Origin of the sequence: Clostridium sp., from assembly GCF_016650035.1 — a bacterium.
Taxonomy (GTDB): Bacteria; Bacillota; Clostridia; order Clostridiales; family Clostridiaceae; genus Clostridium_AD.
Genome location: NZ_JAENWM010000048.1, coordinates 1 through 23224, shown reverse-complemented (window position 1 = coordinate 23224; position 23224 = coordinate 1). Strand labels below are relative to the sequence as shown.

General features: G+C 28.6%; 26 protein-coding genes and 1 pseudogene. 22 read left to right on the top strand and 5 right to left on the bottom strand.

What is annotated here, in order from left to right; genetic code table 11:
• The first annotated feature begins 11 nt into the window (after positions 1–11).
• The 3 genes from JJD95_RS12205 to JJD95_RS12195 all read left to right on the top strand — a co-directional run bounded on the left by JJD95_RS12205 (position 12) and on the right by JJD95_RS12195 (position 1190).
• Positions 12–320: a hypothetical protein gene (locus JJD95_RS12205; protein ID WP_291643304.1), complete on the top strand. Its 309-nt coding sequence runs from the start codon at positions 12–14 to the stop codon at positions 318–320.
• Positions 321–407: 87 nt separating this feature from the next.
• The gene (locus JJD95_RS12200; RefSeq protein WP_291643303.1) at positions 408–596 is read left to right on the top strand and encodes a hypothetical protein; all 189 of its coding nucleotides are present in this window, start codon (positions 408–410) and stop codon (positions 594–596) included.
• Positions 597–617: 21 nt separating this feature from the next.
• Positions 618–1190 carry a hypothetical protein gene (locus JJD95_RS12195; RefSeq protein ID WP_291643302.1) on the top strand — a complete coding sequence of 191 codons (573 nt, stop codon included), beginning with the start codon at positions 618–620 and terminating at the stop codon, positions 1188–1190.
• 255 nt (positions 1191–1445) lie between these two features.
• Here JJD95_RS12195 and JJD95_RS12190 read toward each other — a convergent pair whose 3' ends face one another.
• Positions 1446–3506 carry a hypothetical protein gene (locus JJD95_RS12190; protein ID WP_291643301.1) on the bottom strand — a complete coding sequence of 687 codons (2061 nt, stop codon included), beginning with the start codon at positions 3504–3506 and terminating at the stop codon, positions 1446–1448.
• Between the two features lie 648 nt (positions 3507–4154).
• Here JJD95_RS12190 and JJD95_RS12185 point away from each other — a divergent pair.
• The 15 genes and pseudogenes from JJD95_RS12185 (at position 4155) to JJD95_RS12115 (ending at position 15345) form a co-directional block, all read left to right on the top strand.
• The gene (locus JJD95_RS12185; protein WP_291643300.1) at positions 4155–4298 is read left to right on the top strand and encodes a hypothetical protein; all 144 of its coding nucleotides are present in this window, start codon (positions 4155–4157) and stop codon (positions 4296–4298) included.
• Positions 4299–4439 (top strand): hypothetical protein, encoded by a 141-nt coding sequence (locus JJD95_RS12180; protein ID WP_291643299.1) that lies wholly within the window; start codon positions 4299–4301, stop codon positions 4437–4439. It begins immediately after the preceding gene.
• Positions 4440–4758: 319 nt separating this feature from the next.
• The gene (locus tag JJD95_RS12175) at positions 4759–5778 is read left to right on the top strand and encodes a hypothetical protein (protein ID WP_291643298.1); all 1020 of its coding nucleotides are present in this window, start codon (positions 4759–4761) and stop codon (positions 5776–5778) included.
• 348 nt (positions 5779–6126) lie between these two features.
• Complete coding sequence (locus tag JJD95_RS12170; RefSeq protein WP_291643297.1) at positions 6127–6453, top strand: hypothetical protein; 327 nt, start codon at positions 6127–6129, stop codon at positions 6451–6453.
• 104 nt (positions 6454–6557) lie between these two features.
• Complete coding sequence (locus JJD95_RS12165; protein WP_291643296.1) at positions 6558–6929, top strand: hypothetical protein; 372 nt, start codon at positions 6558–6560, stop codon at positions 6927–6929.
• A 475-nt stretch (positions 6930–7404) separates the two neighbouring features.
• Positions 7405–7953 (top strand): AAA family ATPase, encoded by a 549-nt coding sequence (locus JJD95_RS12160; protein WP_291643295.1) that lies wholly within the window; start codon positions 7405–7407, stop codon positions 7951–7953.
• Positions 7954–8016: 63 nt separating this feature from the next.
• Positions 8017–8328 carry a hypothetical protein gene (locus JJD95_RS12155; RefSeq protein ID WP_291643294.1) on the top strand — a complete coding sequence of 104 codons (312 nt, stop codon included), beginning with the start codon at positions 8017–8019 and terminating at the stop codon, positions 8326–8328.
• A gap of 134 nt (positions 8329–8462) precedes the next feature.
• Positions 8463–9176 carry a hypothetical protein gene (locus JJD95_RS12150; protein WP_291643293.1) on the top strand — a complete coding sequence of 238 codons (714 nt, stop codon included), beginning with the start codon at positions 8463–8465 and terminating at the stop codon, positions 9174–9176.
• A gap of 101 nt (positions 9177–9277) precedes the next feature.
• Complete coding sequence (locus JJD95_RS12145; RefSeq protein WP_291643292.1) at positions 9278–9514, top strand: hypothetical protein; 237 nt, start codon at positions 9278–9280, stop codon at positions 9512–9514.
• Positions 9515–9970: 456 nt separating this feature from the next.
• Positions 9971–10417 (top strand): hypothetical protein, encoded by a 447-nt coding sequence (locus JJD95_RS12140; RefSeq protein ID WP_291643291.1) that lies wholly within the window; start codon positions 9971–9973, stop codon positions 10415–10417.
• On the top strand, positions 10407–10979 hold the full coding sequence (locus JJD95_RS12135; protein ID WP_291643290.1) for a CHAP domain-containing protein: 573 nt from the start codon (positions 10407–10409) through the stop codon (positions 10977–10979). The genes JJD95_RS12140 and JJD95_RS12135 overlap by 11 nt, the downstream gene beginning before the upstream one ends.
• Before the next feature lie 78 nt (positions 10980–11057).
• Positions 11058–11663 (top strand): VanZ family protein, encoded by a 606-nt coding sequence (locus tag JJD95_RS12130; protein WP_291643289.1) that lies wholly within the window; start codon positions 11058–11060, stop codon positions 11661–11663.
• 151 nt (positions 11664–11814) lie between these two features.
• Positions 11815–12306: pseudogene (locus tag JJD95_RS12125) on the top strand (pyridoxamine 5'-phosphate oxidase family protein).
• Positions 12307–12372: 66 nt separating this feature from the next.
• On the top strand, positions 12373–13809 hold the full coding sequence (locus JJD95_RS12120; protein ID WP_291643288.1) for a hypothetical protein: 1437 nt from the start codon (positions 12373–12375) through the stop codon (positions 13807–13809).
• 795 nt (positions 13810–14604) lie between these two features.
• Positions 14605–15345 (top strand): phospholipase D-like domain-containing protein, encoded by a 741-nt coding sequence (locus JJD95_RS12115; protein WP_291643287.1) that lies wholly within the window; start codon positions 14605–14607, stop codon positions 15343–15345.
• A 102-nt stretch (positions 15346–15447) separates the two neighbouring features.
• Here JJD95_RS12115 and JJD95_RS12110 read toward each other — a convergent pair whose 3' ends face one another.
• Together JJD95_RS12110 and JJD95_RS12105 are read right to left on the bottom strand one after the other, a co-directional pair.
• Complete coding sequence (locus JJD95_RS12110; RefSeq protein ID WP_291643286.1) at positions 15448–16011, bottom strand: tyrosine-type recombinase/integrase; 564 nt, start codon at positions 16009–16011, stop codon at positions 15448–15450.
• A gap of 231 nt (positions 16012–16242) precedes the next feature.
• Positions 16243–16563: a stage V sporulation protein S gene (locus JJD95_RS12105; RefSeq protein WP_291643285.1), complete on the bottom strand. Its 321-nt coding sequence runs from the start codon at positions 16561–16563 to the stop codon at positions 16243–16245.
• Between the two features lie 392 nt (positions 16564–16955).
• Here JJD95_RS12105 and JJD95_RS12100 point away from each other — a divergent pair, with 392 nt between their 5' ends.
• The 4 genes from JJD95_RS12100 (at position 16956) to JJD95_RS12085 (ending at position 22229) form a co-directional block, all read left to right on the top strand.
• Positions 16956–17546, top strand: coding sequence for a hypothetical protein (locus JJD95_RS12100; RefSeq protein ID WP_291643284.1), 591 nt, complete (start codon positions 16956–16958; stop codon positions 17544–17546).
• A 538-nt stretch (positions 17547–18084) separates the two neighbouring features.
• Positions 18085–19866 carry a DEAD/DEAH box helicase gene (locus JJD95_RS12095; RefSeq protein ID WP_291643283.1) on the top strand — a complete coding sequence of 594 codons (1782 nt, stop codon included), beginning with the start codon at positions 18085–18087 and terminating at the stop codon, positions 19864–19866.
• An 18-nt stretch (positions 19867–19884) separates the two neighbouring features.
• A complete protein-coding gene (locus JJD95_RS12090; protein ID WP_291643282.1) occupies positions 19885–20817 on the top strand; it encodes a hypothetical protein in 933 nt (310 codons plus the stop codon).
• A gap of 539 nt (positions 20818–21356) precedes the next feature.
• Entirely contained in the window at positions 21357–22229 is an 873-nt protein-coding gene (locus JJD95_RS12085; RefSeq protein ID WP_291643281.1) for a hypothetical protein, read from the top strand.
• A gap of 200 nt (positions 22230–22429) precedes the next feature.
• Here the strand turns inward: JJD95_RS12085 and JJD95_RS12080 are convergent, their stop codons facing one another.
• A complete protein-coding gene (locus tag JJD95_RS12080; RefSeq protein WP_291643280.1) occupies positions 22430–22627 on the bottom strand; it encodes a hypothetical protein in 198 nt (65 codons plus the stop codon).
• A 160-nt stretch (positions 22628–22787) separates the two neighbouring features.
• Entirely contained in the window at positions 22788–23018 is a 231-nt protein-coding gene (locus tag JJD95_RS12075) for a hypothetical protein (RefSeq protein ID WP_291643279.1), read from the bottom strand.
• Positions 23019–23224: the final 206 nt, after the last annotated feature.

The window sequence follows — 23224 nt, the reverse complement described above, 5'->3', positions numbered from 1 at the left end:
GGGGAAGGCATATGAATACTCAAGGGTGGATTAGGGGGTATATAGCATACAATAGTCCATTAGATAAGTTTGTAGAGTTTGTTGTTGAAACAATTAGTAAAGAGTTTACACAAGAATTAAAAGTTGACATTATAAATGAGAGATATGAGTTTACAATGGCAAGATATAGATTTCATCTGACAAAAAACGAAATTAAAGTTTTACAACATACAGGGCCATATGCACTAGATAAAACCATGTTAGAAACCATGAAGAAACAAGGTTTAGTTTTTGATATAAGTCGAAGTCAATACATTAGATATTGTTTTGGAAATATATAGGTTTGTGAAGAGAATTACATTTAATAAGCATTGCCAAAACATAATAAATCAGAATTAGACTCTGTTTAATAAAGAGGGAGATGAATTATGAAAAAAGATAAGGTTATAATTAAAAAGTATAAGGTTGTAGTTGGTAGTGATGAATTTGAATGTGAGTTTTATATTATACATCCTACATGTGTTGAATTTTGGAAATGTGGAGATGAAAATTACAATAAGATTATTCCTACAAATGTAGTATTCTTTATATATCCTATTAAAAAGAAATTAATCTAATAAATCTGGGGGGATAATGAGGTGGAAGAAAATAATTTTATTAAATATTATGATTTAGAGAATTATATATTCGGGAAAGTAAGTACTCAATTTCATAAATCTGGTTTTTTATCTGCTTTTGATTTTTTTGCAATAATTATATGGAAAGCTAACAGAGCTAAATCGAAGATTTCCAAGCGAATACTTGGTAGAGGTTATAATAATCTCAATGATGGTGTTAAAGCTCTTACAAATGACATTTATAAATGTACTGAAGACAAAAAACGATTAGAGTGTTTAATTAAAAAATGGGGATTTCGTTTGCCAATGTCATCGGCTATCTTAACTGTTTTATATCCAGACACATTTACTGTATATGATATAAGGGTTTGTGAAACTTTAAATGTAAAAAATAATTTAGATAATATAACTAATTTTGATAAGCTATGGAGTTCTTATCTTGAATATAAAAATAAAGTATTTAATGCTGTAGAAGGAAATTTGAGCCTACGAGATAGTGATAGGTATTTGTGGGGAGAATCTTTCTATGACCAACTAAATAATGATATTAGTATTGGGTTTACTAAAGAAATAACCCTATATTATCATAGCTAATATAGGGCTAATTTAAGTAAAGAAGAATTGAGTAAATCTAGTAGTTTAATTTTTAGCTGACATTAAGGGCTTACGGGTTGTAAACCCTTTTGCATAGGCTAAAAGGTGACTATTAAAGACTAATCAATACTTTTAAATCATTACAATAATTGCAAAAAAAATCGGGTATCTCTAATAGTGATGACATATAGGGTATTATCGTTCTGCTTCACATCCCCTATTAATTAGTCCATAATCTAAAATCTAGCTAATTCACTACTTTGATCTAATGTAAATATCAGAATAATTTTTGAGTTTATACTTTTCTTTAAGCTCTTTATTAGCCTTAACTTTTACAAGATTATACTCCTCCAATATTTGGGGCATAAACAAATTAAAATTAGTTCTTTTCTGACTTTCACTTAAAGTTTTAACAGGATTATTTACCGAAGGGGTTGAGATGACTTCTTCTTTTAATTTATCCCAACTTATATAATTATCTTGCTCCAGTTGGTTTATTAGGAAGCCTCTTACTAAATAATTTCTATCATTAAATTTTTGCATATTCGTACTGAATGAATAGACCCTGTTAGCAGCGTCTTCGCCAAGTACAGCCAATAGCATATCCTTTGACAATCTTTTTATATTAAATTTATTATATACTAACTTTTGAGCTATATATTCTGACATGTCTAATACCTCAACTATATTAGGAACAGAGTAGTAATTAACCATACTTTTAACACCAGTTCTCTCTTTCTCCTCTTGAGATTTTTCCAGTAATACAGGATGGAGACAATCGAATGGAACTTTCTCTATTAATCTCAAAGCACATAATAAATTTACATGTTGGCTAACAGTCATTGATTCCTTTGAATTTATGCAAGATGAAAGGTACCGGACGCTAAAGAAAAAAACATTGTTATTCTGATAACTATAATCTTTAGTAAATATATTAGCCATTCCAATATTATAAATTTCCATAAGGTATTTTCTTGTCAATTTAAGCATTTTGTAAAGATTGGGATACTTTTTAATAAAGCTTTCATCTATACTATTAAGATAGTCAATGTTCTCTTCGTATTTTTTAAGCTGATTACGGCTCCATTCACTGTCAACTGTGTTAAGAGAGACATTATAGTGCTTTTGAAGGATAACCAACGCTTCCATTAATTCACAGCTATTTTTAATCATTTCAATATCAATTATATCTACTCCGACATCTTTACCAGTTTCAACCTTCATATTGTAGGAACAGGTACCCCTACAAATATATTTATATGCTCCTTCTTTATTCTTAACAATCTGTGCAGAAGGGTTCCCGTCTGCATGGAAGATACATTTGAAGCTGTTACCTAATTTATCTCCAATATTCAGATATTCACATAGGTCTTGACTTCTTAAATACTCTATAAGGTCATTAATGTCAGAAAAATATTTATCAGCTCTTTCATTTAAATAGGGTTCCTCACTAGAATTAGAAGATTTTCTATCTGGAGTCTTCCGAGTTATTATATTTGGTTTTGTATCAAAATTATGATTATCTAATTCTTTTATGCTATTAATGCCTATAGCTGTTAAGACATCTTGGTGCATATATTGCAGGTTAGGTTTAAACTTAATCGCTTTTATTCTAAAGGGATCAGAAGGATCTTTTAAATGCATGAAATTTATTATACGAAAAACTCTTGCAAGGTCAGTGACCTTGTCATCCGCATACTCTCCATTTAAAACAGTATTAAAATAATTGACCATAGCTTTTTCAATTAATGAAAACTTATCAATATAACAATCCATAATATATTTTTCCAATAACCAATAAACATGGAATCCGTTTTTAGTTTCAACCACGATAGATGGCTCAAGTTGGAAATCGCAATATAACATTTTTAGTGTTGCCTGTTTTAATTGTTCAACTTCTATTAATGTCCTATAAAAAATTTTATCTTGAGTCTGACCATTTTTGTCTACATATATTTCACCGTCAATTTTATATTTCAAGAAATCAAAATCCATTTTGAAAGAAGTAATTTTATTTATGTTTTCATTTTTATGTCCGCCACCATTTACTACAAAATGCACAGCCCAACCTTGTTCTTGTTTCTTAACAAAAGTAGTGTTTTTAAGATTTTTATATTCTTCTTTATTAAATTCACAGTTAAAACTTTCTGCTCCATTACTACTATCATTTATACAACGAAAATAGCTGATTTCGCCATCTTTTTTAAATGCACTCAAAAAAATAAAGTCATCTATAAATAAATCGTCTCTATCTTCAAATTCATCTTTGATTGGAATTAGTTCATTATCAAAAGTCAATTGGGCGTACTTGCTCATTTTGTATCCTCCAATAGTGTGTATATAATATGAATTTATGGTATTTTAGATATGATTAATTATACCAATTTATTATATAAATGAACACAAATATCTGGTGAACATGCGAGGGACTTACAAGTAGCTGAAAAATAATTACATATTCTTCAAAATAATTTATTGAAGAAAGCTTAAATAGTTATTAATTATTGATAATAAAAATAATGAATAGCCAATAGATAATGAACCATTTTGCTAAATACAGGACATGTGGGGTAGAACGATAATACCCTATATGTCTACAGTATATAAGACATTACCGGTTTTTGAAGACAAATATTGTAAATGAATATAGAGTATATATGAAAGTAGTATCGCTATTATAATAAATTAAATATAAAATTAAACATTTAATGTTAAAATTTGGTGTAACTCTAGGGCAAATCGAGGGCAACTCGAGGGCAAGAACAGTATGAAACCAGTACGAGGAGAGATTTATAAGGAAGAAATTAGACAATAGATTTGTATTTAGCTTCATCGATAGGAATAGGTGATGGTATTGGAGCCTTTTCTTCGCTATTGGTCTATAACGATAAGAGTAAAATGGTATAAACAACTTATGCTGATGTAAGATTGGTGAAGGTGTTACTTCTAGAATTGTCGGAGAGTTTGAAACTCTTAAAAGAGAAATGTATTGTTAAAGTATTTGTATTAAGTAATAAAGTTGTTAAAGCCTTAATGAAAAGCAAATCCAGTATAAACGACAAAATTAGAAGTGGTGCAGTGGAACAGGTCATTAAACTTTTTCACTAAATGAGAGTAATATACTTCGATGGAGGGGACTTTGCAATTTATTTCAATCAACTGAACACCATGGCTATAAATGATATTAATTCAAAAATAAATGAAAAAGATGGTTCGTATGAGCTGTCTTTTTTGTATTTAAATATATAGCTTGAATTGTTTAAAATGAAATTTAATAGTTCTGGGTTTTTCCTATTAAAGAATTTTTAGTTTATAAAATGCAATCTTATGTTTTAATTATGATTAATATATATATATTCTATTTGTTTTAAAAGAAATTTCCGACGAATGTCGACAAAACCAATGTGACACACTTATAGACTCATTGTTATATGAAATTAATGTTGAATATTCAAAAATAAACTTGCAATTCATATTTTAGAATTGATACTATTTATCTAGTAAGAGAAACACAAATTACTAAATAAGAGCCAAGAATGGCTAAATAAATAAAGGATGGATGGTTATTATGGAAAACATAAATACAGCAATATCAGAAAATGAGGAAATGGAAACAATAATGGTGAAAACAGAAGATGAACTGGTGGAAGTAATAACAGAACATGAAGCTAATAAAATAGTAAGTAATTATAATTTTGTAGAAACATTTGTGGGTACAAATTATGATTTGGGACAAGAAGTATATATGGATATGAGAGATGGAGACATATGGGAGGTAACTGGAGGAAATGGCTACAGTAGTGATTTTATTATAGAAGTTGCGAGTATTAGTCCATATACGGATTTTTGGGGTTTTGATGAAATCCTTGCATATGACCGTGAATTTCAAGAATTTAGAAAAGAATATGAAGAATGGGAAGAGTGGAACCAATGTGTTTGGGACGAAGATGATGAAGAAGTAACAAGGACTTTTAAATATAATTTTGAAAATTATGATGATATATATGTAGCTTATATTACAGAGGTTTTAGAAATGGATGTCGATGAATTTGAAAATGAACAAAGAGAAATGCAAATACGAGAAGAGTGGAATGATTGCTTAACCGGTAATTTAGAGGAGTTTTATTATAATATAAAAAAAGATATTGAAACAAAAGATAAAAGAGAAGAAAGAGAAAAAGAAGCGGCTGAAGAATTAGAAATGGAAAACCAGATAGAAAAAGAGCGATTACTTGCAAGACAAAACAGAGAAAAGCAAAATGAAAATGTTAATGCAGTTATGGGAAAATATATTGTTGAATTAAAAGGATTAGATATAGACCTATATCTTACACGCAATAGTAATATGGTTAGAAGATCAGATTTGTCCAATAATTTTTACTTTAGAGCGGGTAACAATCATATTCAAATTGAAATTCTTGAAGAAAATTTTAGAGTTGAGACTAGAAATTTTTATCATTTAATTGTTAATAAGCAAGGTGAAACAGGAGCAAATTGTGGTAAATTAACTGAATGGGAGAAATTCTGTTTTGATTATCTTGTTAAAAATGAAGAATTATGCTCTGTAGTTTCCCTTATAAAAATATAGCCTCACTATTCAAAGTTCTGGATTAATATCCGGGGCTTTTTTATTACATGGTCTGTTACTTTTGTGTAGAAGTCAGCCTCTTGACGATTAGCCATTATAAAAATTCAGCTGTTGTTAGGGTTTCATACCAATTCCCTATTAAACAATTTGTTAGCTTTGGCGTAGAAGTTTTGGTTATAGACTTTTAATGTGGGGTAAGCATTAGAAATAAAGATATATATAAATAAAGGTATTTAAGTAATTTCATAGAACTAATAACTGTCAATTATTTATTAAAGTTGGATGGTGTTATGAATATATAAGTGGAAAAATAGCAAGATGAGTATTGATTGGCAGGGGGTGGATAGTATGGTGGAATCATTCAATGAAATGTTAGTAAAAGAAATAACATTATATATAGTACACAATAGGTCTTCATTTAAAAATCGTTTAAAGGCATATAAAGTCCATATGAGCGAGAAAGTTGCAAAGAAGAAGTATGACAAGGAGAAGTCATTAATATCTTATAGAAGACTTGCAGAGCAAGGAATTGGCTTATATTTGTTACAGTTTCCCAAAAGTATTTTCAATATAAATACAATTAATCCGGAGGACACAGAAGAAATTGCTATTAGAATGGAATGTTTTTATTTTAAAAAAATCATTAAAGAGTTGCATATACAAGAAATGCAATAATGTACTTCTGTTATTTTACTTTTAGACTTTTATTATGTAAGAAAATCACTTTACTGGGTTGCCAAAATAGATATAAAAGAGTATAAAAAGGAGCGGGTTAATAGTTGAAGAAACGCATGGATGTGACGTTAAATGGATTTATATATTTCTTGATCAACTTTGCAAGTGCAATATCTTTGTTTGTGCTAATAAATACGGTTAATCATAATTTATTAGCTGTCATTGGTACGGGGATGGTAATTAGCCTTTCAGTATATTTCTATAAGATGTTTTTAAAATGTGAAAAAGAGGTGATGTCCCCTAGATGGAGGATTCAATCTTTAAATTTAATAATATACGGAACTTCAATCTTCTTGATTATGGCAGGGTTGAACTCCATTAATTCTGCTCTGATTTATCCGGTTATGGGAGCGTTCGTAATAAGTGTTGGGTTAACAGTCGTTACAAAATATAAAAGACTAACATTAAATACATAATCTCCAACATATAAAAAGATGTTAATAGTTGATCAAGGAATTAATACAATAAAAAAAGAGTAGATTAAATCTACTCTTTTTATGCTCTTAAAGCCAAATTAAATCTTGTGCTAATAACGAACTGGGCTATACCCAAAATCATATATTCAGTATACTTCAAAAACATATTTTTGTAAATCCTTCTTTATTTTGTTATATACTGTAATAAATCATTAATGGTCGTACATCATTGAAAACACATGATTAACCAGTATTTTTTCAAATATTATATCTTTAGTAGTTTTATTAAAATCTTAATCTTTTTTCAATAAGAAAATTAAGCATGTCAAAACATGGCGTAACATATATTGTGCTTATTAGCTTAAACGTTTTTACCCAATTTACGGCAATAATGGTATAATTAAATAAATGTTGTATGACGTAATGGTAGATAGCTGCGAACTATAGATTATTTATATTTTAGGAAGTGATAGTATTGAATATATTTGGATATAATCGCATTATTATTGTTGGTAATAATGGTAGCGGAAAAAGCTTTTTATCTAAAGAATTGTCTGTTATCACGGGGTTGCCACTCGTTCATCTTGATGTTGAGTTTTGGCGTCCTAATTGGGAAAAACCACCGAAAGAAGAATGGATAAAGATACAAATGGAGCTTACATCAAAGGAAAAATGGATAATCGATGGAAATCATACTGACACAATGGAGTTGCGATTTAAAGCGGCGGACATAGTTATATTTATTGATATAAACCGTTTTGTATGTTTGGTTAGTGTATTATTAAGAAACGGTAAAAAGCGTTCGGATACACCCCAATATCTCGAAGAAAAATTGGAAAAGGGATTTTTACATTTTTGTAAAGGGTTATGGAGTTTCTCTAAAACACGTAAACATACTATAATGAATTTACATAAAAAATATCCCGATAAACCGTTTTTCGTTATTGATAGCTGGAGAAAAATGAAAAAGTTGTTAAATAAATGGATAGATGAAAAAGCTAAATATATCAATCCTGCATTATAGCATAATTAGAATTTATTTTACTTCACACATGGCTTAAACACTAAATAAATGGGGGTGGAAGTATTGGAAAAGAATAAACTATTACCATTATCTATAATTATACTTGCAATTAGCATTGTATTTGGATCGATATGGATAGGAAACTCGTTAAAAGAGATTGCTAATAAAAATGTTTCCGTTGCTTCACAACAAAGCGATATTTTAGACCTTGAAGAGGCTTCAAAATATTTAAATATTAGCGAAGTACAATTGATGTCTCTTGCAGATGGAATAGGTTCAGACATTAATCGTGTTAAAATTAATGGTAAATATATCTTTAGTAAAGAGGGATTAAGTAAGTGGGTTCAATCTACTAAATTAGACATGCAAAAGTAAGCTTTTTTAGATTGTCACACAATATTCATAAAGGATTCATTAATCGTAAAAATGCGATATATTAACAATGGTTAAAAATTGTGACAAATGAAGAATGAAAACAGCACAATTAGCAGTAATTTATAGGAGGGTATATGGAAAATTTAGATTATACAACAATACAATCATTAGAAGAATTGTTTGACATGGGAGGTGGGTATGTAATAGATTTTTCCAATAGTTCATTTGAAAGATTTATAAAAGGAATTATTGGCATTAATATTTATCACGATAAGGGGTATGAAGATTATTGTTCAAAAGCTAATAAATTACGAAAAATCTTTGAATCGGAATCTAATTCTAAAGTTAGCAAATTAATAAGTGCATTACTAAATTATTATGAGAATTACAAATTAAAAAATAATGAATTATCAGATTACGATAAAAAGAAAATTGATGAAACAAAAGAAGCTATTGAGAATTTACAAAAAGAAGATGGTGAAAAAGTTGTTGTAAATGAAGAATTGGATGAATTAATTAAGAAAATATCAACGAGAAATGCACAATTTAACGAAATGGCACTTGATGAAAAATTAAAAGAATTAGTAAATTTAATGGAATATTTGTTAAAAAAAGATGGGAAATTCATTACATTAAATTATGATAACATTTCTTTAGGATTTATTAAAGAAAGTGATGTAAAAGAATTAAAAAAGAAAATTCAATGTTTTAGACATTCATCACAAGAAAGTCTTAAAGAAAGAGAAGAGTATACAGAGAATCAAAAACAGTTCATGGTAGAATTAGGGATTGTCATATGTCATTTAATTTATAATGAATTAAAAAACAATCACAAATTCCAATTGTAGGGTTGAGATAATATAATTTTAAAATCAATTATATCGCATTTTTCTTAAACCACGTCACAATGGTAAAATGTTACATATTAAATTAAGGGTGGGATGGAGTTTTGATGTTAAAGTCTGGATTAAGTTTATTTTTTGGTACATGTACACAATTAATTATTGTAATTGTTTCCTATGAATTTTTCTTTAAATATTCTGCAAATACTGGAGGGATAGGTGGAGATTTAATAAGTAATATCCATCCGTTGATATGGATTATTATAGCTATTGAATTAATCATGTCATTTTGTCTTTTAGCAATTGGTATTAAAGATAAAAACAAATCATCTGATAAACTTTAGTACACATTTTTCATAAAAAATACATCAATCGTGATTCTACGATATGAATAATAGTAAAATATTGTGGTGCAACAAAATTTAAATTAAGGGTGGGGTTTGGGTTGAATAAAAAAACAAAGGTTATTATTACTTTCATTCTTTCATTTATTATCACATTTTTCATTGTTGGATATGTTAAGTACGCCATGTTCGTGCAAATAGATTGGGTCGAAGGGGTAACAATTTGGAGTAAATTAAATTGGTATTATGGTTACAACTTTATATCTAATTTTTTCCCATCTCTTTTTCTGGCAATAATTATTACTTCTATTTATTACCTTATAATCAGAAAAAAAGTAAAAAAATAGGTATAATAGTTATTGAACAATATTCATAAAGGATTCATTAATCGTAAAAATGCGATATATAAACAATGGTTAAATTATACGGATTATAAACTTTTAAGGGGGTATTGTTTTGACTATATGGATTATATTAGGTATTACTATATTATTTGTAATTTTAGTTATAAGTCTAACTTTCTGGTTTCTCGTTAAAGCAAATAAGATAAAGCCAAGTAAAGTATCAAGGTTATTTTATTATGATGATGAAAGTTTCATTAAATCTTGGGAAAAAACAAAAGAAAAAGGTATATTACTATACAACATTAAAAATGTTATTATGTTTACTGTTTCTTATGGAATAATAGGTTTTTTTAATTTCTCCAAAGATAATAATAGTATCATTTATTGGCGTGAACATATCCTATTATTGGTTGTTACTGTTGTTATCTTCGGTTTTCTATCTTCTCTAATTAGATGGGGTGTGGAGCAGGATAGATATAGTAAATTAAAAGAAAAAGTGAAAAATAACAATTTGGTATATTCTAAAATGAAACTGAAGGGGGAAACAAGTGAGAAATAAGTGGCTGAAAATTTTTCTGTTTATTATTATTATAGTGTTAGTAGGTGGAGGAATTTATATTTTAAGAGATAGGAAAATGATAGGACAAGAAATAGATAGTTATAAGAATGTAGGCGTATATTACAATGGTATCATGTATACAAAAGCCTATGGTAAAAATTATAGTGATGACGAATACTATTATGGTCAAAAATGGCAATGTGTAGAATATATTAAGCGGTTTTATTATGAGGCGAAAGAGCATAAAATGCCGGACGTATATGGCAACGCTAGTGACTTCTTTGATTCTAATGTGCCACAAGGCGAATTGAATAAACGTAGAGATTTAGTGCAGTATAGGAATGGTGGGAATGTTAAGCCTAAACCAGATGATTTAATAGTTTTTACAGATACAAAATTTGGACATGTTGTAATTGTAACAAAAGTGACAGACAATTATGTAGAAGTTATTCAACAAAATGTTCATGGCAAAACAAGAGATAAATATGAGCTTATTGTTAAAGATGGTCAATATAATGTTGGAACAAAAAGAAAACCTGCCGGATGGTTACGGAAGGAATAGTTTAGTTCGTAACTTTTTTATCATGCGTTACAACAGCAAAATATGAATAACTAACAAGCAGAAATAGGGGAGCTAAATATGAAAAAAAATATATTAAGAAATAGTATTGTTCTTTTCATTTGCCTTTTTACCACATATTTTATATTTTATAATTTTGTTTCAGAATTACTCACTAGATTTATGTCACCATCAACGGGCCTTTACCTTGGTATGATGGTATTTACAACAACTATTCTTTATGTAGTTTCTATTTCAATAATAAACAAGAAAATTAGCAAAGTACATGTTGATTTTCTTACAGTAATGTATTTTGGATTAACAATAGGGTTATCATTTTTTAAGACAATGTCTAATTATAATGGAATTAATTTAAATCCTTTTAGTATAATTACTGACTTTAAAGAGTATTTTAATCTTACATTACTTCTCGTAGTTACAAATACACTTTTATACTTTCCTTTAGGGCTATTTGTGAAATTTAGAAGTAAAGTGAGTAATCTTAAACTATTAATATGGTTTTTATTATATATTTTAATAATAGAAGTAATGCAGTATATATTACATAGAGGAATATTTGATATAAATGATATTATTTTAAATACTATAGGATTTCTTATAGGAATTTTATGTAGAGATTTTGTTATAAAATCTTCTATAAAACGAAAAGTAAAGAATTATTGTTAGTAGACAATTTCCATAATTTGCGTCACTACAGAAAATATTGCAGTGCGGCTAAAGTACTATGAAAGTCTATGAATTAATGATAATATTTATTACCGAAACGTAATAAAAACAAAGGTTAATAATAATGAAAGAATTATAGGGGTGTGTAATTATGTTCAGAGAAATGAGAAGAAAAAAGCAATTATTGTCTACAGAAGAAACAATTGAAATTCTACAGTCATGTACATCTGGAGTTTTAGGTGTAACAGGAGATGATGATTACCCATATACCGTTCCAGTAAGTTATGTTTATAAAGACGGAAAACTCTTTTTTCATGGTGCAAAATAAGGGCATAAGATTGACTGCATAAAAAGGAATGATAAGGTGACATTTTGTGTCATAGAAAAAGACGAAGTAATACAAAAAACTTTTACTACCCATTTTCGTAGTGTGTCTGTTTTTGGTAGAGCAAGGATTCTTATAGAAGATGATGAGCGGAGATATGCCATTGAAAGTTTAGTTGAAAAGTATTCACCTAACTACATTGAAGAAGGACAGCGAGAAATTGGAAGTGAATGGAATAGATTATGTTTAATTGAAATCAAAATCGAACATATAACAGGTAAAGCGGCTATAGAAATCGTGAATAATAGGCAGAATTAGATTAATATAAAGCGGAATGGTAAAATTAATTATTGAATAAAATACGCAAGATACGGGAGGACACAAATGAGTAGAAAAGAAGAGGGTTTTTCTTTACCAGAGAAAACATTAACATACTATATGCTCATGTTGTTTCCAGAAGCCATAGAGAGCTATCAAAGTATTTTTTTAGGTGCGAAAGAAATTGATGTATTTATTCCTTCTCTAAATTTGGGGATTGAGTATGACGGAGGATATTGGCATAAAAATAAACTTGATGATGATATAGCTAAAAATAGTTTATGTGAAGATGAGAATATTGAATTAATCCGAATAAGAGAGTATGGGTTGCCAGATATATCTCATATATGCAAATGTTTTTATTTGACCAATAAGGGGTCTAATTTATCTGATGTGATTAAGGAGCTTGTAGGATATATTTGTTCAAAATATAAAGTTGAAAATGGCATTTCTATAAATATTAGTAGAGACAGCAAAGAAATTATGTTATGGTATGAAAATGCTAAAGAGCGTACTATTAATAAGAGATGGAACGAAATAGTAAATTATTATTCTGATTCATCATTTATAAAACCTCATCCATTAAAAGCATTTATTTATTACACGATAAGTGATGGTAATAATATATTTGTTTTTTGGTTTTATAAAAATATAGTTTACACAGAAATTACAGATATAAAAAATACCTTTAGGTGTGAAACAGCAGACTGTATTATTGAAAAGGTAAATGAATCTTTTAAACACATTATTTCATATTTTAAGGTTGGGCTATTTTGTTTTGAGAATGAGGTATCACGAACTCGTGGGTTGAATGTGTTAGAAAAAATATATCTTCATTCCACCCTTGGTAGATACTCTTTAAAGTTTCCTAAAAAAGTTGAGTATATCTATGATAACCCTTTATGGAATATGATGATTGAACAAGTTAATAGCAGGAATGACTTATATATGAATGAAGATGTTGAAATGAAAGCTCAATTATCTTTTTGTTATGGAAATTCCATTTACGGTATGGCATACGATTATGAAAAGAAAAAAAACATTGTATCTGACTGTAAGAAATATTTTTTAATTACAGATATTTTTGACGAAGAGCTAAATTACAAAGAGAGAGCTTATTACATAGTTTCACAATCCTCATTCTATATGAATTACATAAGTAGGTATTTATACTGTTTTGTAACTAGAAAAAATATATTATTCAAAGATGAGTATGTAAAAGAAGCGTTTTTTAAGTTCATGCAACCGTTTTATATCATAAAAGAAGATGGTATTTGGCAAAACAGGGAATTATTAAAAGAAGCATTGGAATATAGCTTGGAGACGCTTGAAGCCATCTATATAAAGAAATATATTAGGAATATTCCAAGAAAAGATAGAAATATATATTATGAAAAATTGGCTTTATCTGATGAAATATCAGAGCAAACAAAATGGATAATGTTAAATGATACCTCAATCAAGAGGGACATTAAAAAGATGATTAACACAAAAAACACGTAAGTAGCACCAAATAAACTGTTTATTTTCTTTAATGTCAATTGTATTAATTGTATAACAAATAAAAAGATTGAAAGTAAATTACATAATCATTTTAAGAATTACTTTAAGCTATATCATCAAAGCATGATAGATACAATTGGTGGGTTAACCTATTTTAATTTTAATATCTTATCAAGGAATTAAAGCTAATAAAAAAATCACATCCTTTTTCTTGTTTAAATATTCGATATAGGCTCAAGCCCCTATTACACAACGGTTCTGTACAACATCTATGATTTTTTATTGTTCATGTAGCATAAAAGGGAGGGTGAATTTATAAACTAGTTTGCAAATAGTTGATACTAATTAGTACCAATGTATTGATACGTATTGATACCAATTGAATTGATTTGATAGCATTTAAATTCTAATTGGGTAAAATCCGTCGAAAATCTCTGAAAACACAATTCATAAAGAGGCATTTTCGAGTGCTGATAAAAATAGAGCAGGAAATACTGTTGCTACCTCATAATATTTCGATTTCTTTGTAGAATTTATTATCGCTGTGAAGTAATCCACATAACTATTGAAATTTAAAGTAAGAACAATATTCTTTGAAAATTGAATAATATAGTGTGAAAAAAAGGGGTTACAGTCAATTTGAAATATATGTTATAATTACCATTGAAATAACTGAAAATTGCATAACATATTGTGAACCAACATTCAAAACTACATTTATATAAATAGATATTTGCATTTAATTTTTAGTGTTGGAAAAGCCATAGTTAAATAAAAAACTTTAAGGAGCGTAAAATGAACGAACAACAATTTTTGAAAACAATGATAGAAACAGTAAAATATGATGAATATGACAATAAGGATGAATTACTTGGTATTTTAAGGAATTCTATAATTACATATGACAAAAGAGATGGCTTCACAAGTAAATCGTGGCAGTGTTGGGAATATATAGATTTAAGAGTGCCAGTGCCTATGTTAATAGTAGCTAGAAAGTTTAAGAGAGAACTCGTAAAGTTGGCATCAATAGTGTATATAGAAACAACTAATTATGATTTTGCGGGATTAAATATAAAGCCAAAACCTGTTGAACTTGATAGTGAAGAAAACATTGAACATGATGTTTTTTTTGATGAAATAAAAGAGACAATAATTCAAGGTGTGCGTAATGCAAAATATACGATATGGGTTGCTGTAGCTTGGTTTACAGATAATGAGATATTTGAAGAGCTAATATTAAGAAAAAAAGCGGGTGTAAATATACGAATCATTACTTCAGATGAACATTCGAATAAATATTTAATGGAAAAATTAGAAAATAATTTTGAGGTTTTTAAAATACCACTAAAAGGTAATTATTTGTCGAATAGGCTTCATGATAAATTTTGTATAATTGACTTTGAATTTGTAATGCATGGTTCTTATAACTGGAGTAAGAATGCTAGAAACAATAATGAAACTTTAGCTACTGCACTTGACCGGGATTTTGTAAGAAAATTTGCAGATGAATTTATGAAGTTGTATGTCGAAAACTAAAATTCATCATCTAACAATGCGTTAGTTAAGACACAATATAGATTATATTCTAATAAAAAAAATAGTGCCTTATTGGCACTATTTTTTATCCTTATTAAAGTTTTAATCTTTTTCATAAAACAAATTTCCTACACCGACTATGGTTTCATTCTTCTTATCTTCTGTGATTCCTATATACCGTAGGGTGGTGGAGGGGCTGTTATGATTGAATATGTCCTGCAATGTTGCGACATCCTTATATAAGGTATAATGCCAAAATCCAAATGTTTTACGGAGAGAGTGAGAACCAATTTCTTCAATACCAATTCTTTTAGCTGTAGAATTTAGTATGCGATATGCCTGTACTCTTGATATTTGACTATTTCCTTTGCGACTTTTGAAGAGAAAATCCTCATCCCTCATATTCTGAATATATCTAACAATGTCTTTTTGAAGTTCTGGATGAAGTTCAAATCTTTTGGGCTTTTGAGTTTTTTTCTCTATTAAACTAATATGAGTTTTATTTTTCACATCTTTCACTTTAAGATTTAGAATATCACTGATTCTTAACCCACAGGTAATACCAATAGTAAAAAACATATAATCTCTCATGCCCTTTTTCAACAGCTCATTTTGCATTTTTTTTATCTCAAGCCTATCTCTAATTGGTTGAACTATCTTGATCAAAATCACCTTCTTATTAAAATATTATGAAATTGTGTTACATTCAATGTTACAACTCGTCACTTTAAGTTACATTCAAAATGGAGTATTTATAACATCATAGTAACCAAGCCATTTGTGACTATTTCTGAAAGTAACAGAATTGCTATTGAGTTACTTTCGTTGAAGTTTTAAAAGAAAATGAAAGCGGAGAAGAAGTAAAACGTCTCTGCTATTTTTCATTACTGCAAATCTTTAATCAACCACCCAAGTCAACCAACTCATAACACTTCTGGGTTGTCCGTCTTCATTCCCAATTACCGTTTTATAGCTAGGTTTCCAGTGCAATTCTAAACCGTTTTGCTCTGCAAACCCTTGAGAAATGCAGACAGCTTTACTTGCGGTGAAAATTGCCTCTTTACCCATTGCCATGATTTGGACATTTTTACCTGCTTTTAGAGATAATTGGATACTAGTGGCAAGTCTAATTGGATCCGTCTTACTGCCGACTTTACTCACGTATGTCTGTCTATTGTTCATAGAGCTAATAGAGGTTATTTCATTTGAAATTTCCATTTATAAATCACTCCTTAATAATAAAAATTTTGTCTATAAGTATATTCTATTGAAAGATTCCACCGGATTTCAAGTATTTCTTTAAATAAAAATTAATGCTATAAGGTGGGCTAAATCAAGTGAAATAGCTAGAGAACAAGCGAGTTACCAAAAGTCAAATTTTACTCTGAAAAGAATTTTACAAAAGGGGGTAGTAAAATTATACTTTGATGTTCTGAATTTAGTATACTAATTACAAAGTAAGACAAAAGGAAAAAGGACCGTGAAGTTTTGGCGAACTTCATAGTCTTAAAAATAAATATTCGCAGCTAAACTTCTTAAATAGTAACAATCCCGCGGATACTATTGATTCCTTATATTTTACTAATAATAAAAAAGAGGAGAATGATAGCATGGAAACATTACAAGGAAAAGTCAAAGTTAGTTATGTAGAAAAGGGAATGAGTGTAAATTCAAATAAAAAGATAATTACAACATATAAGTTTAATAAACATATGGAGGTACATAAAAATAGTTTCATAGTACCTTATCAAAAATTATTGGATGAACTTATAAATAATGGACAATTTGATAAACTTCAAAAATCTTTTGAAGAATTAGTAATTGAATTTCCATATAACATTGGAATAAGCCAGATGGTAGAAATCAATGAAAATGATAAAGTGTTCTATGCAAAAAGAATGGGGAGGAACATATTTACGAAATTCGTAAAAAATAGAGAGCCTAAAATAGTGAATAAATGTATAGTTTGCTTAAAACAAAGTTATACAAATATTAATGAATACTTTTTAATAACAATGTTCCCCGGGGAACAAATTATAAAGGAACCAGAAGATAACAACATTAAAGAAAAAAAGACTCTTGAGCATACTTTAGAGTTCTGGGGAGAACATGCCATAATTTTTGACGAAGAGACGGTAGATAGTTTAAGTTATGCTGAAGAGTGTCCATATACCCATTTATGGCAAAAGGAGTTCAAATAAATATAGATAATAGTAGAATTGAAAACCTGCAAGGTATATAACAGTTTTCATTCGTTTTAATAGAACTAAAATGAATGAAGAGTAGAAGCAATTAATAGATGGTATGGTCAATATCTAATAGGTTAATATTGAAAAATGATAATTAAAGGGCGGAGAAAAATAAAATTCTCTGCCTATTTTTAATTATATTAGAATCATGTGAAATTAATCTAAATAATAATCGAGAATTACAGTGAAAATATATTTTAAAATTATATACGGGAGTGGGGTATGTAAAAATAGACTTGAGTGTTTTCAATTTAGTATACTACATGCATAAGTAAAATAAAAGGAAAAAGACCATGAAGTTTTGGCGAACTCCATAGTCTCTAAAAATAAATATTCGCAGCTAAACTGCTTAAATCGTAACAATTTAAGTATATACCATTTAAAAATGTAATTCAATAAATAAGAACGAAGTAATTTAAAATGGTGATAGTTGATGTGGATATTATTAATACCTTTGCTTTTACTAATAATAAAGAGAGGGGAAGGTAGTATGAAAACAGTACAAGAGAAAATCAGTAAACAAATGACTTATGTAAAAGACCAAGTTATAAATGGTGAAAATAGGGACTGGTTCAATGTGATAAATATGGAATCAGGGTCGGGGAAGAGTATAGCAGCTCAAAGTGCATTAGGAGCTTTATATAAATTGTATCCGGACAGAAAAAGCCTTTATGTAATGAAATTTAAGGATACTGATAAAGAAAACAATGGGTTATGTACTGTACAACAAAGAATTAATGAATGTGCGGGTGCTAAAATAGCGATTGCAATAGACAGTGATAATTTTACGAGAATGAAAGATAAGATAAAAAATTTTCCGGTAATAATAATTACCCATGAAAGGTATAGAAGATTGAGCTTAAATTCAACCGCTAGAAAGATTTTTACTGAAGGAAGAAGCAACCTAATAATTGATGAAGAAATTGATATGCTACAAACTTACGAGGATAGTCTATTCAGAATCAATTCTTTTGAAAATATACTTCCACATAAGGCAAAGTTAAAGGAAATTTATGTTGAGTGTGTAAAACAGATAAAAGAAGCCATGGTAAAGGTGAAAATTAAGGGAGAAGAAACTTCAAATAAGACAAAATTTATATCACTAATTTATGATGTTGATATGAAGAAAAAATTTAAAATAATAAGGGAGCTAATGGATCGTAGTATAACCAATGAACATGCAAGACAATATCAAAAGAATATTCTTACCTGCAAGAAAAATGAGAATCAAGATATGACGAAAAAAGATTTTATGGATGAAATAGAATTAATTAAAAAGTTTTATATGAATGTGTGTTATGTAAATGCTAATTCTATATACACCTATAATAATAAGATTAAATATTGGAGGCTTGAAAACAACATCTTGCTTGACGCAAGTGGTGGATTTAATCATTGTTACAAAATAGCCTCACATTTGTTCAAATGCTCAAACCAAAGTAAAATTTTTGATCATTCTAAATGGGTAATAAAAGTATCCTATAACAACGTAACTAAAACAGCAATAAATAGCTATCTTAATTATGACGAAGAATTAGAAAGATTAATAGGAGAAATAACAATGAATGGAAGACAAATGCTCATAGTAACATCAAAAGAATATGAGGAAAAGTTGAAGGAAAAATATTATAAAAATATTGATATAAATCATTTTGGAAATATAATTGGTAAAAATACTTGGAGAGATTATAGTCAAATTCTTATCCCACTAACTTACAACTTACCAGAGCATGTATATATCCTAAAGTATCTTTATTATAGTAATAATAACATTCAAATAAGTACAGAACCAAGAAATCCAAAAGGTAAAATGAGAGAATTTATAAATTCTGATTTGGAGAAAATAAGAGTGAGTTTCATTGCAGGAGAAATTTACCAAGCAATTAAAAGAATTGATAGAAATGTTACTATGAATACCGAAGTTTTTCTGATTTGCGTTGATCCAAAGGTTGTAGAAACAGTGCTTAAACAATTGGTAAATTGTAAACGTGATGGATTCTTCTTTTGGGTGAAAAGAAAAGAAAAGCAGAAGAAAGAATATGATACTTCTACCAGAAGAATTGAGTGTCATACAAACAATTTTATAGATTTACTATCAACTATTGGGGTAGGTAAATATCAAAAAAAAGAATTGAGATTCAAGTTAGGTATAACAAAATCACCAAATTTTTCAAGAATTTTTCTGGATGAGGCTTTTATAAAATTTATAGATAAAAACAAAATAAATATTGGCAATCGATTTATTGAAATTGTACAACCAGTACAAATATAAATTAAGGAGGATAAGAATATGATAAATGAGATGGAAGAGGATAATAACGAAATAGATGAATATGCTAAAAAATTTAATATGATTAACTTTTACTTGCTTCAAAATCCTATTCAAAAAATGTTAAGCTATAAGCAACCGGATTTTAAAATCAAAGTAGTAACATATCTGATTTCATTTTTTTATAATAATTTGGGTTATTCATTAAAGAAGGTAATTCAAATTATGACGGTATGGAAAAATTTAAACGTTCCGTCATCTGAAGATATGAACATTATTAGTATAGTAAATATGTGTTATGGGAAACAAATTAGTTACAGCTCTAATCTTTGTAGAGAGTTCGGCTATATTAACTTCAATGATTATTCAGACAGGCTATGCATTAAGGTACCAAATGAAGTTATTGAGAGATTCCCAACACTGCATGATTGTTCATATAGAATTTACATTGCTATAGCAATTTTCTGTAAGTTAAATGAGGTAGGTAAATGTACTAAAAAAGAAATTGAAAAGGTAGCAATGATTTCAGAAAAGACTTTAGAAAGAAGAATTGGGGAACTCATTAAAGAAGGTTTAATTGGTAGGAAAATGGATAAGGGCATTGTGTATTACACTTTAATAAATAGTATTATATTAGAAAATGGATTTATAAAAATCAACATAAAATCATTTCAGAGGCTTTTGGCTGATAAGATAGGAATTTCAGACGGAGCGATTAAGGTATATACTTTTATGAAGTATAACATTAGCCATGAAATCATGGATGTTGAAAGTAATGAGTATCAAAAGAGGATTGGAGCAATGACCGGCAAGAAAAAAAATACCATATCAAATATAACAACCATATTGAAGGGAAAGGGATATATTAAAAAAAGAACTTATCGTGAATCAAGATATAATGTCATAACAGGTAAAAGAGAACAGACTTTGAGATGTGGTTACCAAATCGAATAAAAGATAATTAGCAGGGGTAATCACCTCTGTTTTTTTACCGTCAATAAATGATAAGGAGAAATGGTAGTATTAAATGACATTTCTATGATGAATGGAAGGGAGGTATATATATACTTATATATGTTTATTACTATCATATACATTACACTATTAACTTAACAAAAGTATATTTTCCTACGAAAAAGCAGTAAAGAGAGAACAGTTTGAAAGGTTATCACTAATTCCTCTATATAATATAATAAATAGTAGATTTGGAGATAACTTTACTTTAACTTACTACTGAAGAGGTATGTTGCAACAATATTTTTTTCAATGGTAATTTTTTTATTTTCTTAATTTATAAGGGAATCTCAATAATAGGCAGTAGTCGTAGACAAAGGATTTGGTCAACAACCAATCTAATAGTGATTTTAATTCTTTAACATTAGTAATTTTTAATAACATTATTGTGCTAAATTAATATGTGGAAGTATTGAGCAAGTGGGTAATTAGAAAAGTTGAGATTCACTAGAATAAAAAGTGTGGGAGGGTTTTAATACATGGAAAAGAATAAGGGTGATTTTAAAAGAAACATAAAAATAATAATGCCTGTAATTATGCTTATGGCTGTAGGAATAGTATGGTCTTATACAAGATCCGAAAATAAAACTGAAATACCAAAAGCTAAAGTAGTAGGGGTGGGTTCTACAACTGAAAAGCAAAAGGAAGAAAATACTATTAAACCAGACGTAGTAGTGCCACAGGTAGCCTTAGTTGAAGATAAAGATAAGGAAGTAGTAGTTGAAGAGAATGAAGTGAAAGTCGCTGATAATAAGGTTGTAAGCACTCCAAATACTACCGTTAAGAAAGCTACAACAATTGTAAAAAAAGCTCCAGTCGTAGTAAAGAAGGCTCCAGTCGTAGTTAAAAAAGCACCGGTTGTGGTTAAGCCACCAGTGGTAGTCAAACCACCAGTGGTAAAAGCTATACCAAGTGGGTTTAAAAATGATATGCTTAATGCGTTTTATGCAGCATTTCATGAAACATCTTCTACGTTTACTAATTACAATGGTGTAAAATATTCTGAATTTAATGGTTATTTAAAAGCAGTAGCTAGTGGACAAATGAGTAAAGCAACTTGTATAAATAAAATTAAAAATATGCCAAGATGGGATGAAAGTATAGCTCTTCCATATCAAACTGAAAAGAAAAATAGAACAGTTTATCCCGGCCCTACTGATTTGAATCATCACGTAATTGTATATGAAACAACAGAGACTAATGGCGGCAAGATTGGAGGGTACATGTATCAGAATGGTCTTCTTACAACAGGAGATTATTATGAATGTTCGATATATTATGACGCTAATATAAAGAAATATAGAGTTGTTTTAATAGGTATTCCTTTACTATACAAAACCCGCATTGATTAGCAACTTAATACCATATCTACTGAAATAGTTATGGAAAAGCATTAGTGAATATTTAATAGGGAATAATACATGAGCCACCTTGGAAATTAGCTTGGTGGTTTTATTTTATGTTTATGGTAAATCTAAATTATTGAACAAATAAAAAAGAGTATCGTTGATACCCCTCCAGTTTAGCTGCTGAATTATATTAAGCGTAAATATTAACTTTTCTTGATGATTTTAATAACCGTTTGGGCACTTATGGCAGAAAGAGGAATATTAACAAAAATAAAAATAAACATACTGATAACATCAGTTGTAGCATTAAAAGGTACCCAACTATTCCAAATTCGTAACAATAAATTATAATAGAAAATAAAGAAAATAACTGATAATAACCCGAATGTAAATTTTTTCATAATACCCCCCCTTACAAATGATAACCTTATTTGTTCTTTAGATAAAATGACTTTAATGCATAGAAAAGGGTAAATATAAAACAAACTTCATTTTCTAAAACTTTTAATCAATCGTAGTTTTGCGATAGTTGAACAATATATGAAAAGTGTGCAATAAACACTAAATACTTTTAGAGCGTATAAAATATCCTTGTACTGGACAATCTGGCTCTGCAAGTTTCCAAATTTGTTGACATTTTTTACATTGAAATATGATTTCAAATTGATTTTCAGAGGTCATATTAAAAAACCCATTTTCTGTGTTCTTCTTCATTTTATTTAATGTATCAGAATAATGCAAATATCCACCAAATCCATGAATCTCTACAAGTGAATTACATTCGCAATCCATTTTCTAACAACTCCTTATTTAAATTTAATCTCAATAATCCAAAATAATTTACGAGTGTGACGCAGTTTGAATAGGTTTGGATTCAGATGTTGAGCCGACAAAAACTATCACCATAAGTATATACTAAATGATGATAGTCACTGAAATTGCTCAATTTCTGAAACAAGCTTTAGAACGATGCCGCGTTTCCTCTACTATGGGGATTC